A 15,408-nucleotide genomic window follows, 5' to 3' on the forward strand; every position below is an offset into this window, starting at 1 on the left:
GCGGCCTATGCGATGCTCGCCTGCGCCCGGATCGGCGCGGTGCATTCGGTCGTCTTCGGTGGCTTCTCGCCCGAGGCGCTGGCCGGGCGCATCGTCGACTGCGAATCCACCTTCGTCATCACCTGCGACGAAGGCGTGCGCGGCGGCAGGCCCGTGCCACTGAAGGACAATACCGATACTGCAATTCATATTGCGGCACGCCAGCATGTGATCGTGGACAAGGTGCTGGTCGTGCGCCGCACCGGCGGCAAGACCGGCTGGGCGCCCGGCCGCGATCTCTGGCATCATCAGGAGGTCGCCAGCGTGAAGGCGGAATGCCCGCCGGTGAAGATGAAGGCGGAAGATCCGCTCTTCATTCTCTATACATCAGGCTCGACCGGCAAGCCGAAGGGCGTGCTGCACACGACGGGCGGTTACCTCGTCTACGCCTCGATGACGCATGAATATGTCTTCGACTACCATCATGGCGACGTCTACTGGTGCACGGCCGATGTCGGCTGGGTCACCGGCCACTCCTATATCGTCTATGGGCCGCTTGCGAATTGCGCAACGACGCTGATGTTCGAGGGCGTGCCGAATTTCCCGGATCAGGGCCGGTTCTGGGAAGTCATCGACAAGCACAATGTCAACATCTTCTATACGGCGCCGACGGCGATCCGCTCGCTGATGGGCGCCGGCGACGAATTCGTCACGCGTTCTTCGCGCTCCTCGCTGCGCCTGCTCGGCACGGTCGGAGAGCCGATCAATCCCGAGGCCTGGGAGTGGTATTACAATGTCGTCGGCGACAAACGCTGCCCCGTCATCGATACCTGGTGGCAGACGGAAACCGGCGGTCACATGATCACGCCGCTGCCAGGTGCCACCGATCTGAAACCCGGTTCGGCGACGACGCCGTTCTTCGGCGTCAAGCCGCAACTGGTCGACAATGAGGGCAAGGTGCTGGAAGGCCCAGCCGACGGCAATCTCTGCATCACCGACAGCTGGCCGGGGCAGATGCGTACGGTCTACGGCGATCACGAGCGCTTCATCCAGACCTATTTCTCCACCTATAAGGGGAAATATTTCACCGGCGACGGCTGCCGGCGCGATGCGGACGGCTATTACTGGATCACGGGCCGCGTCGACGACGTGCTCAATGTCTCGGGCCACCGGCTCGGCACGGCGGAAGTGGAATCCGCCCTCGTTTCGCACAACCTTGTTTCGGAAGCAGCCGTCGTCGGCTACCCCCATCCGATCAAGGGCCAGGGCATCTATTGCTATGTGACGCTGATGGCCGGTCATGACGGGTCGGACGCGCTTCGCCAGGACCTCGTGAAACATGTCCGGGCCGAAATCGGCCCGATCGCCGCGCCCGACAAGATCCAGTTCGCGCCCGGCCTGCCGAAGACCCGCTCCGGCAAGATCATGCGCCGCATCCTGCGCAAGATCGCCGAGGACGATTTCGGCGCGCTTGGCGATACGTCGACGCTTGCCGATCCGGCCGTGGTGGACGATCTGATCGCCAACCGGCAGAACAAGGCGACCGCCTGATTAATCGAGCCGCTCCTTTCCAGGGGCGGCTCATTTCTCTCCCGCGCATCGGATGGGGACGCTTGCGTCCGCCGTCATTGTCAATATTGACTTAGAAATCGATCGCCCGGCCATTGATTTCGTAATCGCCGAAGCGTGCGGGCTCGGCTCCGCCGCGGCCGCCGATCTCCGCTGGCAATTCCAATGGCTTCTGGTTCTTTCGCCGTTCTTCGGCTTCGGCAAGGGCGCGTTTGGCAGCCGGGGACAGCATCTTGCGCGGCGGCTCCGATCCCTCGGTTGCCGGGATTTCGCTATTGTCGTTGTCGGCTTCCTGCATTGGTTTCTCCTGCCGGAAAACATTGAAAATGGCCGGTGAATAACCAAATCATAGTGCGCCGGCGCCGTGATTGAAAGCTGCGCCGCCGAAATCGGAGATGGAGATCCGCAATGAACCTCGTTCGCACTGCCATGTTGCTTGCCTTCATGACGGCGCTTTTCATGTTTGTCGGCTTCCTGATCGGCGGCCGGGCCGGCATGATGATTGCATTCCTCATTGCCGCCGGCATGAATTTCTTCTCCTACTGGAACTCCGATCGCATGGTGCTTTCGGCCTATCGCGCCCAGGAGGTCGATGAGCGCAACGCGCCGGAATTCTTCCGCATCGTGCGCGATCTCGCCCGCAATGCCGGCCTGCCGATGCCGAAGGTCTATCTCTACGACAGCCCGCAGCCGAATGCCTTCGCCACCGGCCGCAACCCAGAAAACGCCGCCGTCGCTGCTTCGACAGGCCTGCTCAGGGCATTATCTCCCGAGGAAGTCGCCGGCGTGATGGCGCATGAGCTTGCCCACATCCAGAACCGCGACACGCTGACCATGACGATCACGGCAACGCTTGCCGGCGCCATCTCGATGCTCGGTAACTTCGCCTTCTTCTTCGGCGGCAACCGCGAGAACAACAACAATCCGCTCGGCTTCGTCGGCGTCCTCGTGGCGATGATCGTGGCACCGCTCGCCGCCATGCTGGTGCAGATGGCGATCAGCCGCACGCGCGAATATTCGGCCGACCGCCGCGGCGCCGAGATCTGCGGCAATCCGCTCTGGCTCGCTTCGGCGCTCGGCAAGATCGCCCGTGGCGCTGCCCATGTGCCGAACGAGGATGCAGAGCGCAATCCGGCGACGGCGCATATGTTCATCATCAATCCGCTTTCCGGCGAGCGCATGGACAATCTGTTTTCTACCCATCCGAACACGGAAAACCGCATCGCCGCGCTGCAGGAGATGGCGCAGGGTGGCATGAATGTCTCGACGGGACCGGTCCGTGCTGCTAATCCCTCGCGCAAATCGCGCTCTGTTCCGAATACGGGTCGCGGTGGTTCGCAACCGCCAAAAGGTCCGTGGTCTTGAATTCAGACGGCACGAAAAAGCCATTCCGCAAGCAGAAAACTCCCGCTCCCCGATCGGCGCCTGATAAGCCCGGCCTGCAGGCGCGGTCCGCGGCGGCGAAAATCCTCGCTGCCGTCGTCGACCGCAAGCTGCCGCTCGACGGCGCTCTCGATCATGAACACGGCAATCCGGCCTACAAAGCGCTCGGCGAAGGCGATCGGGCGCTTGTGCGCGCCATCCTGAACACGACGCTGCGCCATCTGCCGCGCATCGATGCGGCAATCGCCTCGCTGCTCGATTCCCCGCTGCCGGAGGGCGCGCGGGCGCTGCACCATGTTCTCGCGATCGGTGCCGCGCAGATCCTATATCTCGACGTGCCCGATCATTCGGCTGTCGATCTTGCTGTCGAGCAGGCCAATCTGGATCCGCGCAATCGCCGTTTTGCCAAGCTGGTCAATGCCATCCTCCGCCGTCTCGGCCGCGAGAAGGATAAGGTGCTGGAAGAGATCGGCCAGGTTGCGCCGATGCCGGCCTGGTTCATCGCAAGGCTGGAAAAGGCCTATGGACGGGAGACGGCGCTGGCGATTTCGGAATCGCAGCTCGAACCGGCCGCGATCGATCTGACCGTCAAGTCCGACCCCGAAGGCTGGGCGAAACGACTGAATGGCGTAACCCTGCCCACGGGCGGCGTGCGGCTCGCCGCCTTCGACGGCGGCATTCCCTCACTCGAAGGCTTCGACGCGGGGGCGTGGTGGGTGCAGGACGCTGCGGCCAGCATTCCGGCAAAGCTTTTCGGCGATCTCTCCGGCAAACGTGCCGCCGATCTCTGCGCCGCGCCCGGCGGCAAGACGGCGCAGCTGATCCTTGCCGGCGCCGCGGTGACCGCGCTTGACCAATCGGAAAGCCGGCTAAGGCGGTTGCGGTCGAATCTCGACCGGCTTGGCCTCGAGGCGGAGACGATCGCGGCGGACCTGACGAAATTCGAGCCGGCGGAGCGCTTCGATGCGATCCTGCTCGATGCCCCCTGCTCTTCCACCGGCACCACACGACGCCATCCGGACGTGCTTTGGACCAAAGGACCCGAGGATATCGCCAGACTGGCGGCGCTGCAGGAACGGTTGCTGCGTCATGCGCTGACATTGCTGAAGCCGGGCGGCACGCTGGTTTTCTCCAATTGTTCGCTCGATCCCGCCGAAGGCGAAGAGGTCGTCGCCCGTGTTCTCTCCGATACGCATGGGGTCGAGCGCCTTCCGATCGCTGCAGGAGATTGGCCAGGCCTTGAAGCGGCGATCACGCCGCTTGGCGAATTCCGCACGCTTCCGACCATGCTGAAGATGCACAACGGCATCGCCTCCGGTCTCGATGGCTTTTATGCAGCGGTGCTGCGGCGGACAGTTTAACGGCAGGTCAGAGCGCGTCGCGGCGAACCTGCACCAGCAGGTCGCTTCCAATTCTCATGTCGGTAAGCGGCCTCTCAAAATCCCTGCAGAATTTGGGATGACACAGTTTAATTTGCGTATATTCGAACGTTGTCACGAATTAATTCATTGTGGGCGATGAAATCGGCCGCTTTTCACCTATTCTTAACCACGAGGGTCAATAGACAATAGAATATGCAGTCCGGTCGGCGTTTTGCGAGCATGTATGTTCGGGAGGCTTGGCGGCGCGCCTTGCGCCGCGTCGCGTTGCTGCGCCTGAAGCTCTTCCGTCATTCGACCAAGGCACCGGAGCGCCTGATTGTCGCGCCGACCGATCTTCGCAGCATCGATCCGCATGTGGCAGACGAGATCCTCAACGGACGTTTTCTGTTGGCCGGGCGGATGCTCGAAACCAACGGGAAATCGCCTTTCACCTTCACCCTGCCCTCTCGCCCGTTCGCGACCCGCCTTCATAGTTTCGGCTGGTTGCGGCACATGCGGGCGAACAAGACGGAGCGCAGCTCGGCCGCCGCCCGGGCGATCGTCGACAGCTGGCTTTCCATCCACGCCGGCCGCATGGAGGGGATTGCCTGGGAAATCGATGTGACGGCCCAGCGCGTCATCGCCTGGCTGTCGCATTCGCCTGTCGTGCTGCAGAACGCCGATCGCGGATTTTATCGCCGCTTCATGAAATCGCTGGCGTTCCAAGTCCGGTTCCTGCATCGCATGGCGCCGTTCACCCTCGGCGGCCTGGAACTGTTTCGGCTGCGCATCGCGCTTGCCATGGCTTCCGTTGCCATGCCGACCCGCGCATCCACGCTCAAACGGGCGGCCCAAGCGCTTGACCGCGAATTCGATAGCCAGATTCTCCCGGACGGCGGGCATATCTCGCGCAATCCGCGCGTCGGCCTGGAATTGCTGCTCGATCTGCTGCCGCTGAGGCAGACCTATGTCAATCTCGGCCATGACCTGCCGCAGAAGCTGATCTCCGGCATCGATCGCATGTATCCGGCGTTACGGTTCTTTCGCCACCAGGACGGGGATCTGGCGCTCTTCAACGGGGCGACTTCCACGCTCGCAAACGAGCTGATGTCCGTGCTGCGATATGACGAGACCGCCGGCCAGCCGTTCAAGGCTCTGCCGCAATCGCGCTATCAGCGGCTTGCCGGGGGAAAGACGGTGATCATTGCCGATACCGGAACGCCGCCTTCAGGAGGCGCGCGGCGCACCGCCCATGCCGGCAGCCTCTCCTTCGAGATGTCGTCCGGCCGCCATCGCTTCATCGTCAATTCGGGCTCGCCGAAGTTTGCCGGGTATCGTTATGTCCAGATGGCGCGCACCACGGCGGCGCATTCGACCGTCATTCTCAACGACACCTCATCCAGCCGTTTTTCGCCCTCGCCCTTCCTCGGTCACGCGGTCACCGAGCCGGTCAAGACCGTCACCGTCGAACGCGCCGAAACCGAGGACGGACGTGACGGCATCAAGCTCAGCCATGACGGATATCTCAGGGTGTTCGGGGTGCTGCACGAACGTGAGCTGACTCTCAATGCCGCAGGCTCGATCGTAACGGGCCGTGATCGGCTCGTCGTCCGGGAAGGATATGAAAGTGACGAGCCCCTGAAGGCTGTCGCCCGTTTTCATATCCATCCCTCGATCGCCCTGCATCAGAGTGACGGGGAATCGGTGATGCTGACGGCGCCGGACGGTGAAAGCTGGTTGTTTTCCGCGCCCGGCAATGAAGTGCTGATTACCGAGGACATCTTCTTTGCCGACAGCTCCGGCATTTGCGGTTCGGACCAGATCGAGATCGACTTCGATCTCGCGGAGAAGACGGAAATCCGTTGGTTCCTGTCCCGCAGGGGCTAGATACGGATGATTTTAGGTCGGCCGGCCACAATCTGAATCCACATTTTAAATCAATGAAATGGAGTATAATGACGCCCGAAAGCCACGCACGGTTTTCGGCATCGTCCCTTCACACCTGTTTGCGCGGCGGCAAAGCTGTGCTAACGCGGCGCCAGCATGCGGACGTCCTTTTGCGGATGTCTCCCGAAGCCCGAACGGAGAAGGTTTCATGGCCGTCATTTCCAAGAAGATCCCCGCCCCCGACAAGGTCGAAATCAAGACCGCGCTCCTCTCCGTCTTCGACAAGACCGGAATTGTCGAGCTCGCCCGCACATTGTCCGCAAGAGGCGTGCGGCTGCTGTCGACCGGCGGCACCTACAAGGCGATCGCGGCTGCCGGCCTTGCCGTCACCGATGTCTCTGAGATCACCGGCTTTCCCGAAATCATGGACGGGCGCGTCAAGACGCTGCATCCGACCGTGCATGGCGGTCTTCTGGCGATTCGCGACGATGGCGAGCATCAGGAGGCGATGAAGAAGCATGGCATCGAGGCGATCGACCTCGCCGTCATCAACCTTTATCCTTTCGAAGAAGTGCGCGCGGCCGGCGGCGATTATCCGACGACCGTCGAGAATATCGACATCGGCGGCCCGGCAATGATCCGCGCGTCGGCCAAGAATCATGCCTATGTGACGATCCTGACTGATCCGGCTGACTATGCCGAGTTCCTGGAGCAGCTTTCTGCGGATGCCGGCAAGACCGTCTATACCTTCCGCCAGCGTATGGCCGCCAAGGCCTATGCCCGCACCGCTGCCTATGACGCTGTGATTTCCAACTGGTTTGCCGAGGCGCTGTCGATCGACACGCCGCGCCATCGCGTCATCGGCGGCGTGCTGAAGGAAGAGATGCGCTACGGTGAAAACCCGCACCAGAAGGCGGCCTTCTACCTGACCGGCGAGAAGCGGCCGGGCGTTTCGACGGCCGCCCTTCTCCAGGGCAAGCAGCTCTCCTACAACAATATCAACGATACCGACGCTGCTTATGAGCTCGTCGCCGAGTTCCTGCCGGAGAAGGCTCCGGCCTGCGCCATCATCAAGCATGCCAACCCCTGCGGTGTCGCTACCGGATCGAGCCTGGTCGAAGCCTATCGGCGGGCCCTCGCCTGCGATTCCGTTTCGGCCTTCGGCGGCATCATCGCGCTGAACCGGACGCTCGATGCCGAAACGGCCGAGGAGATCGTCAAGCTCTTCACCGAGGTGATCATCGCACCTGATGTGACCGAGGAGGCAAAGGCAATCGTCGCCCGCAAGCCGAACCTGCGGCTGCTGTCTGCCGGCGGCCTGCCGGATCCGCGCATCGCAGGTTTGACAGCCAAGACCGTTTCCGGCGGCCTGCTTGTGCAGAGCCGTGACAACGGCATGGTCGAGGATCTGGAGCTCAAGGTCGTCACCAAGCGCCCGCCGACGGCGCAGGAGCTTGATGACATGAAGTTTGCCTTCAAGGTCGGTAAGCATGTGAAATCGAATGCCGTGGTCTATGCCAAGGACGGCCAGACCGCCGGCATCGGCGCCGGTCAGATGAGCCGGGTCGATTCCGCCCGCATCGCGGCTCTGAAGGCTGAAGAGGCCGCCAAGGCGCTCGGCCTTATGGTCCCAATGACGCGTGGTTCGGCGGTTGCCTCCGAAGCCTTTCTGCCTTTTGCCGACGGTCTTCTGTCGATGATTGCAGCAGGAGCCACGGCGGTCATCCAGCCGGGCGGCTCGATGCGCGACCAGGAGGTCATCGATGCCGCCAACGAACATGGCGTGGCGATGGTCTTCACCGGCATGCGCCATTTCCGGCACTGATCGGGCGCAGGCCACCCGCGTTATCCGGCCCGGGCAGGGCTTATCCCTATGCCCGATCGGCCGGATAGGGCGTGCGGATGAGGAGCACCAGTCCGCCGGCGAGGAAGAGGATCAGCGTTGACATTCCGAGCCGCGACGATCCGCTCATATAGGTCACCAGCGAGAAGAGCAGCGTTGCCATGAAACTCGTGGCACGCCCTGAAAGCGCGTAGATGCCGAAGTAGCGGCCGGCCTCCTCCAGGCTGACGCTGCGGGCGAGATAGGAGCGCGACGAGGCCTGCACCGGCCCGAAGGCGAGCCCGATCAGCAGGCCGTAGAGAATATAGGCCTTTTCCGCCGCGGTGCCGAACAGACCGCCGGAATCCGCCGTCGGCAACGGCATCAGCCCGAAAAGGGTATAGCCCGGTCCTGTCGAAATGATGCCGACGGTGGCGAGAAGCAGCATGGTCAGGCTGATGACGACTGTCGCCTTCGAGCCGATGCCCTTGTCGATCCGGCCGGCGACCAGGCAGCCGAGGATCGCGACGACGTTCAGGATGATGCCGTAGATACCGATCTCGATTGTCGCCCAGCCGAACATGCCGGCGGCAAAAACGCCGCCGAGGATCAGCAGGCCGTTGACCCCGTCCTGGTAGATCATGCGGGCGATGAGGAATTTCAGGATGCCGCGGCGCTCTTTGAGTTCATCGAGCGTGTTTCTGAGTTCCCGCAAGCCGGAGCGGACGGCAGTGCGGAAGGGAAGACCTCTGCCGACATCCGGGGTGAAGAGGAACATCGGCAGGATGAAGATCAGGTACCAGACGGCCGAGATTGGCCCGGTGATGCGCGCATCCTCACCGGTCTTAGGATCGAGGCCGAAAAGCGGGTCGAGGCCCAGGATGGTCTTCCCGCTCTCGGGGCTTGCCGCCAAGAGCGTGACGACTGATATGAGTACGATCATACCGCCGAGATAGCCGAGCCCCCAGGCTGTGTTGGAGAGCTTGCCGATCTCATCCCTGGGGACGAGGCGTGGCATCATCGAATCGTTGAAGACGATCGAAAACTCCGCCGAGATCGAGGCGAGGATCATGAAGATCACGGGATAGAGGACCGGCGAGCCGGGGGCTGCGAACCATAGGCAGAAAAGGCTCGCGATCTTGATGACGGCGAAGAAGCCGATCCAGGGCTTGCGGGAGCCGGACTGGTCGGCGATCGAGCCGAGAACGGGCGAAAGCACGGCGATGATCACAGAGGAGATCGTCGCCATGTTGCTCCACGTCGTCTGGGCGGAAACCGGGTCAGCGGTCAGGCGCGCGACGAAGTAAGGTCCGAAGATGAAGGTAGTGACCACGGTGAAAAAAGGCTGGGCCGCCCAGTCGAAGAACATCCACCCCCAGATGCCCTTCTCCGTGGCCTTTGGCGGCTGTGTTCCTGTCCAGTCAATGCGATTCAACATCCGCTCCTTTTTCGCGGACTGTCTCACCTCACCCGGTCGCGCGCAAGATCGGTCAGGATGCCTGCGGCAACGGTAATGCGCGCAAGATTGGGATCGCCGCCGTCGCTGAGGCTCGAAAGCTCCTCGAGGATGCGGTTGATGCGGATGCGATCCTGCGCATGCCAGGCCTGGACGGGAAGCTTTTCCTTGCCATGGTCGGACAGGGCCGAGATGACGATATCGCGTCTGGCGCTGGCGATCTGGTCGATGCTGCGGGCAAGCGCCAAGTTCTCGTAATGGTCGGAGGTGAGGATCCGTCCGCCTGCCGCGAGCAGTCTGCCGATGCGGAAGGTCTGCGACACCGCGAAATAGTTTTCGGCGGCGCGCACCAGCGGCTCGCCGGTGCGCTCGGCGATCTGCATGATCTCCGGCACCAGCGCGAAGCTCGCCAGGCTGGCGATCTCGGCAGCGAGTTTTTCGGGCACGCCCGCCTGGGTGTATTCCGCCTGGCGGACAGCGGCATCGGCCGCCGCCTGCTCGGCAAAGGCAGGCTTCAGCTTCTTCAAAGCTGCCTGCAGCCGGCTAATCACCTCAGCCATATCAGCCTTGGTCATGCCGGTCTTCAGCAGCAGGCGCGTCAGCACGATAAAGCTGTGGCTGATCTCCTCATAGATGCGGTTCTGCATCTCGCCGGAAACCTTGCCGTCGAGGGCGTCCGTTTCGGCCCAGAGCCGGGTCAGGTCGAAACCGTCGCGGGCGACGATCGCTGCGCGCACGACTTCCGGTGCCGAAGCCGCCGTTGCGTCCATCATGGCGACGGTGAAGCTCGGTCCGCCGCGATTGATCGCCTCGTTGGCGAGAACGGTCGCGACGATTTCGCGCTTCAGGCGGTGGCCGGCGATATCGCCGGCGTTCGACTTCTGCATCTTCACGGGGAAATAATTCGAAAGCGTCGTGGTGAAATAGGGATCGTCAGGCAGATCGCTTGCGGCCAGCGCATCGAAAAGCACGATCTTGGCATAGGACACCAGCACGCCGATTTCCGGCCGCGTCAGCGGCTTGCCAGCGGCATAGCGCTCGGCAAGCGTCGCGTCGTCCGGCAGCGTTTCGACCTTGCGGTTCAGCTGTTTGGCGCCTTCGAGAACGGTCATGAAGCGCGCAAGTTCCAGGCCGTTTGCCGTGCCCTTGCGCGCCGTCAGCGAGATTGCCAGCGACTGCAGGTAGTTGTTGCGCAGCACGAGGACCGCCACTTCGTCGGTCATCGACGAAAGAAGCTGGTCGCGTTTTGCGCGCGTCAGCCGCCCGTCATGCATGGCGGCCGCCAGCGCGATCTTGATGTTGACCTCGACGTCCGAGGTATTGACTCCGGCCGAGTTGTCGATGGCGTCGGAGTTGCAGCGCCCGCCGTTGAGGCCATAGGCGATGCGGCCCTTCTGGGTGACGCCGAGGTTTGCACCCTCGCCGATCACCTTGGCGCGGACCTCAGTCGCGGTAATGCGGATCGGGTCGTTGGCGCGGTCGCCGACTTCGGCGTCGGTTTCGGAGGGAGCCTTCACATAGGTGCCGATGCCGCCGAACCAGAGAAGATCGACCGGGCTCTTCAGGATCGCCGTTATGATCTCGAAGGGCGTGGCGACTGATTTTTCGAGGCCGATCGCGGCAACCGCTTCCGGCGTCAGCGTCACTGATTTCGCCGCGCGGGAAATGATCATCGCGCCTTTCGAAAGCACGTTCTTGTCGAAGTCCTGCCAGCTCGAGCGCGGCAGGTTAAAGAGGCGCTGCCGCTCGGCAAGCGTCTTTTCCATGTCCGGATCGGGATCGATGATGATGTCGCGGTGATCGAAGGCGGCAATGAGGCGGATCTTGGGAGAGAGCAGCATGCCGTTGCCGAAGACGTCGCCCGACATGTCGCCGACGCCGGCGACGGTGAAGGGTGTCGTCTGGATGTCGATGTCCATTTCGCGGAAATGGCGTTTCACCGTTTCCCAGGCGCCGCGGGCGGTGATGCCCATCTTCTTGTGGTCGTAACCGGCCGAGCCGCCGGAGGCGAAGGCGTCGTCCAGCCAGAAGCCGGCCTCTTGCGCCAGGGCGTTGGCGGTGTCTGAGAAGGTTGCCGTGCCCTTGTCGGCGGCGACGACGAAATAGGGGTCGTCGCCGTCAAGCCTCACCGTATCCTTAGGCGGCACGATATCGGCGCCGGATATGTTGTCGGTAATCGAAAGCAGGGTGCGGATATAGGTCTTGTAAGCCTCGCGGCCGGCATTGAAGATCTCGTCACGGCTGCCGCCGACAGGAAGCTTCTTCGGGTAGAAGCCGCCCTTGGCGCCGACCGGCACGATAACGGCATTCTTCACCTGCTGGGCTTTGACGAGGCCGAGCACCTCCGTGCGATAATCCTCGGCACGATCAGACCAGCGCAGACCGCCGCGCGCCACCTTGCCGAAGCGCAGGTGCACGCCTTCGACTTCGACGCCGTAGACGAACATCTCGCGGAAGGGTTTCGGCTCCGGCAGCCCGTCGACCAGGTTCGGATCGAGCTTGAAGGCAAGCATCGGCTTCGGCGAACCGTCGGCGTTCTTCTGGAAATAATTGGTGCGCAGCGTCGCATCAACGACATTGACGTAGCGGCGCAGGATACGGTCGTCGTCGAGGCTCGGCACGTCGGCGAGCGCAGCTTCGATCGTCTGGTGTAGCTCGGCAAGCTTCTTCAAGCGGACCTTTTCCGAAAGCCTGGTGTCGAGCGTGTCATGGAAGAGACGGAATATGGCGGCGGCGATTGCAGGATATTTGTCGAGCGTCGTTGCGATATAATCCTGCGAATAGGCAATGCCGGCCTGCCGGAGATAACGCGCATAGGCGCGCAGCACGTTGGCCTCGCGTGCCGAAAGCCCGGCCGACAGGATCAGCCGGTTGAAGCTGTCATTGTCGATCGTACCGGCGAAGGCGGCGACAAAAGCTTCCTCGAGCGCGGCGCCGTAATGCTGCAGATCGATTTCGCCGCCGTTGCGGGCCTCGAGTTCCATATCGTGCAGTACGACGAATTTGGTTTCTCCGCCGGCGGCCGGCACTCCGATGTCGAAGGTGCGTTCGCTGACGACGTTGAAACCGAGGTTTTCCAGAAGCGGCACGCGGCGCGACAGCGCCAGCTGGCCGCCGGCGTGGAAGATCTTCAGCGACAGGGTTCGGCCCTGCTCTTCCTCGCGATGATAGAACTGGATGCGAAGCGGCTCGCCGGCCGCGCAAGCGCCGATATCGGCGAGGTCGGCCACGGTCTCTTCCGGCGTGAAGGAATCCTGAAAGGCTTGATCGACCGATAGTTTCGGCGCCTTGGGTCCGGCCAGCGCCTCGAAACGATCGTCCCAACGTGCGGTGATTTCCCGGATCGTCTGCTCCAGCTTCGCCTGCGGAATGCGCGGCGTCTTGCCGCCGGAGCGGCCGATGATGAAATGCACGCGCGCCACGCCGCCTTCCGGGAAAGCCGGGTAATAGGCGGAGACACGGCCGTCATAGACGGTCTTCAGATAGGTGCCGATCCGCTCGCGCACGATCGAGTCATACTCCTCGCGCGGCACGTAGACGATCACCGAGACAAAGCGGTCGAAATGGTCGATGCGCGGCAGGGCGCGCACGCGTGGCCGGTCGGCCAGATCGTTGATCTGTTCGGCAAAGCTCGCAAGCAAGGTCGTGTCGATCTGAAAGAGATCGTCGCGCGGATAGGATTCCAGCGTGTTGTCGAGCATGCGACCGGAATGGCTCATCGGGTCGAAGCCGAAATGCTCCTTCACCTTCTCGATCTTGGAACGCAGCAGCGGGATCTCGGAGGCGAGCGACGTATAGGCCGTCGAGGTGAAAAGACCGACGATACGCAGCTCGCCGGTGACGTTGCCGTCGGCATCGAAGCGCTTGACGCCGACATAATCCATATAGGCGCGGCGATGGACGATCGATTTCACGTTCGCCTTGGTGACGATGAGGAAGTCCGGGCCGTCGAGGAAGGCGAGAATCTCGGGCGTCGTCGTCACGGCGTCCTTGCCGGTGCGCAGCACGAGGACGTCGGGGTTGGAGAGGATACCGAGGCCAGCGCCCTTGTCACGCTCGACCTTGGCGTCGGCGCCCTTGCCGGAATAGACATATTCGCGCATGCCGAGGAAGGTGAAATTCTCATCGCGCAGCCAGCTCAGGAAGGCGATCGCCTCGGCGTGTTCGGCCTTCCTGCGGCCGGCGCCATTGGCCGCAAGCTCGGCGATCACGCCATCGAGTTTGGCAAGCATCGGCTTCCAGTCGGAGACCGACAGGCGGACCTGTTCGAGCACGGTCTGTACGCGTTTGATGAGATCGGCGGCCTGGCTGGAATTGAGCGGCGCGATATGAAGCTGGATATGGCTGACGCGCGCGGCCGGATCGCTCGGATGATCGGCGGAATAAAGCGCGGGTGCCTTGCTCTTTTCGATTACCAGGATGGGATGCACGGCCATGAACAGGTCGCGGTAGGTGCTCGTCACCTCACCCATGACCGATTCATAGAGGAAAGGCATGTTTCTGTCGGTGACCGAAAGCACCGAGACGGCGGTGCCGTCAGGCGTGACATCGGCAATGGTGTCGATGCTGACCCGCGGCGCCTTGCCGTTCCAGGCGGCGAGTTCCTTGGCCGAATGCACGGCGGTGAGCGCCAGCATCTCAGGCGTATAGAGTTCGAGATCGTCATTGCTGGCCCGGCCGAAGAGAATTTCCGGATCGAGATAGGCCTCGCTTGTCGCCTTGGCGATCTTGCGCGCACTTTCGATCTGCTTCTCCCGTTTCGGATTGTTTCTGGCAGCCATGAATCGCCTCCCGCGATGATCTGATTTTCTGCAAGCTAGCAGAAGATTCCTCGAAAAAATCTCTAAAATAGAGGCCTGTAGGATCGTTTTGATGCTTTTTGACGTCGAAAATGGGAAATTTTTGGAGATTTTTCCGTTTTCATGGCCAAAACGAATGGGAAAGCCTCTCTTCGGGCATTTCGTTTCGCCACACATTTCCATGCTCACGTGAAGAATGGTTGACAGCGTGGCGTCAAAAAGATCATCAAACGCCATCATCATTCGGACCTTGATATCATGTCGGAAAATGCAGCGGGCACAGTCCTCGTCATCTCAAGCCATGTGGTGCGCGGCTCGGTTGGAAACCGGGCAGCCGTCTTTGCGCTGGAGACGCTCGGTCATCCGGTCTGGGCGCTCCCGACCGTCGTGCTGCCCTGGCATCCCGGCCATGGTCGCTCGACGCGGCTGACCTTTGCGGAATCCGATTTCGACGCGGCGATCGACGATCTGATCCGCGCGCCGTGGATCGGCGAAGTCAAGGCGGTGCTTTCAGGCTATTTCGGCAATGCCGCCCAGGCGCGCTCCGTCGCCCGGCTGATCGGTGCGCTCAGACAAGACAATCCCGAACTGCTTTATGTCTGCGATCCGGTCATGGGCGATCTCGGCGGCCTCTACGTGCCGGAAGCGACCGCTGAGGCCATTCGCGACCATCTCATCCCGCTCGCCTCGCTCGCGACGCCGAACCGCTACGAACTTGCCTGGCTTTCGGGTGCGGCGCTCCAAGACAACAGCGCGATCATGGAGGCGGCGCTGGCGCTCGGGCCATCGCGCATGCTCGTTACCTCGGCCGTGCCGATGATGGCGGGTGGTACCGGCAATCTCTATCTCTCCGGCCGTCACGCGCTTCTCGCCGAGCACCGCGTCGTCGAAAACCCGCCGAACGGTCTCGGCGACCTGCTTGCCGCCGTCTTCCTGTCGCGCCTGCTCTCCGGTCTCGAGGACGAAAAGGCGCTGCAGCTTGCCACCGCCAGCGTCTTCGAGGTGCTTGCGCGCGCCGTCAAACGCGGCAGCAATGAGTTGATGCTGGCAAGCGACGCTTCCAGTCTCTCGACGCCAATGGCCATGGTGCAGATGCGCCGGCTTGTGCACCCGGCGCAGCGACGGAAAAAATGACGCATTTGCCGATGCAGG

9 protein-coding genes are annotated in these 15,408 nt (G+C 62.3%); 6 read left to right on the top strand and 3 right to left on the bottom strand.

The genetic code is table 11. From position 1 onward, the window contains the following. Nucleotides 1–1,530 (top strand): acetate--CoA ligase (acs, locus tag EFD55_RS15185; protein WP_125845879.1); only part of this gene is annotated, 1,530 nt, incomplete at its 5' end. A 91-nt stretch (nt 1,531–1,621) separates the two neighbouring features. On the opposite strand, the gene EFD55_RS15190 is transcribed toward acs, so the two are convergent. After that, nucleotides 1,622–1,846 carry a DUF1674 domain-containing protein gene (locus EFD55_RS15190; protein WP_125845880.1) on the bottom strand — a complete coding sequence of 75 codons (225 nt, stop codon included), beginning with the start codon at nt 1,844–1,846 and terminating at the stop codon, nt 1,622–1,624. Nucleotides 1,847–1,956: 110 nt separating this feature from the next. Between EFD55_RS15190 and htpX the strand changes: the two genes are divergently transcribed. The 4 genes from htpX (at nt 1,957) to purH (ending at nt 8,004) form a co-directional block, all read left to right on the top strand. Continuing rightward, nucleotides 1,957–2,913: a zinc metalloprotease HtpX gene (gene htpX, locus EFD55_RS15195; protein ID WP_125845881.1), complete on the top strand. Its 957-nt coding sequence runs from the start codon at nt 1,957–1,959 to the stop codon at nt 2,911–2,913. Further along, nucleotides 2,904–4,292 (top strand): RsmB/NOP family class I SAM-dependent RNA methyltransferase, encoded by a 1,389-nt coding sequence (locus EFD55_RS15200; RefSeq protein ID WP_125845882.1) that lies wholly within the window; start codon nt 2,904–2,906, stop codon nt 4,290–4,292. Before htpX ends, EFD55_RS15200 begins: the two co-directional genes overlap by 10 nt. A 213-nt stretch (nt 4,293–4,505) precedes the next feature. Beyond that, entirely contained in the window at nt 4,506–6,179 is a 1,674-nt protein-coding gene (locus EFD55_RS15205; protein WP_125845883.1) for a heparinase II/III family protein, read from the top strand. 208 nt (nt 6,180–6,387) lie between these two features. Further along, nucleotides 6,388–8,004 (top strand): bifunctional phosphoribosylaminoimidazolecarboxamide formyltransferase/IMP cyclohydrolase, encoded by a 1,617-nt coding sequence (purH, locus tag EFD55_RS15210; protein ID WP_125845884.1) that lies wholly within the window; start codon nt 6,388–6,390, stop codon nt 8,002–8,004. A gap of 46 nt (nt 8,005–8,050) precedes the next feature. On the opposite strand, the gene EFD55_RS15215 is transcribed toward purH, so the two are convergent. Then, on the bottom strand, nt 8,051–9,439 hold the full coding sequence (locus EFD55_RS15215; RefSeq protein WP_125845885.1) for an MFS transporter: 1,389 nt from the start codon (nt 9,437–9,439) through the stop codon (nt 8,051–8,053). Nucleotides 9,440–9,462: 23 nt separating this feature from the next. Continuing rightward, on the bottom strand, nt 9,463–14,238 hold the full coding sequence (locus tag EFD55_RS15220; protein ID WP_125845886.1) for an NAD-glutamate dehydrogenase: 4,776 nt from the start codon (nt 14,236–14,238) through the stop codon (nt 9,463–9,465). A 276-nt stretch (nt 14,239–14,514) separates the two neighbouring features. Here EFD55_RS15220 and pdxY point away from each other — a divergent pair, with 276 nt between their 5' ends. After that, nucleotides 14,515–15,390, top strand: coding sequence for a pyridoxal kinase PdxY (gene pdxY, locus EFD55_RS15230; protein WP_125845887.1), 876 nt, complete (start codon nt 14,515–14,517; stop codon nt 15,388–15,390). Nucleotides 15,391–15,408 lie beyond the last annotated feature (18 nt).

Origin of the sequence: Rhizobium pisi, from assembly GCF_003938655.1 — a bacterium.
Lineage (GTDB): Bacteria > Pseudomonadota > Alphaproteobacteria > Rhizobiales > Rhizobiaceae > Rhizobium > Rhizobium pisi.

Excerpts from the sequence above, each read along its gene's own strand:
- EFD55_RS15215 (WP_125845885.1), bottom strand. The coding sequence starts at position 9,439 with ATGTTGAATCGCATTGACTGGACAGGAACACAGCCGCCAAAGGCCACG.
- EFD55_RS15190 (WP_125845880.1), bottom strand. The coding sequence starts at position 1,846 with ATGCAGGAAGCCGACAACGACAATAGCGAAATCCCGGCAACCGAGGGA.
- htpX (WP_125845881.1), top strand. The coding sequence starts at position 1,957 with ATGAACCTCGTTCGCACTGCCATGTTGCTTGCCTTCATGACGGCGCTT.
- purH (WP_125845884.1), top strand. The coding sequence starts at position 6,388 with ATGGCCGTCATTTCCAAGAAGATCCCCGCCCCCGACAAGGTCGAAATC.
- pdxY (WP_125845887.1), top strand. The coding sequence starts at position 14,515 with ATGTCGGAAAATGCAGCGGGCACAGTCCTCGTCATCTCAAGCCATGTG.
- EFD55_RS15220 (WP_125845886.1), bottom strand. The coding sequence starts at position 14,238 with ATGGCTGCCAGAAACAATCCGAAACGGGAGAAGCAGATCGAAAGTGCG.
- EFD55_RS15205 (WP_125845883.1), top strand. The coding sequence starts at position 4,506 with ATGCAGTCCGGTCGGCGTTTTGCGAGCATGTATGTTCGGGAGGCTTGG.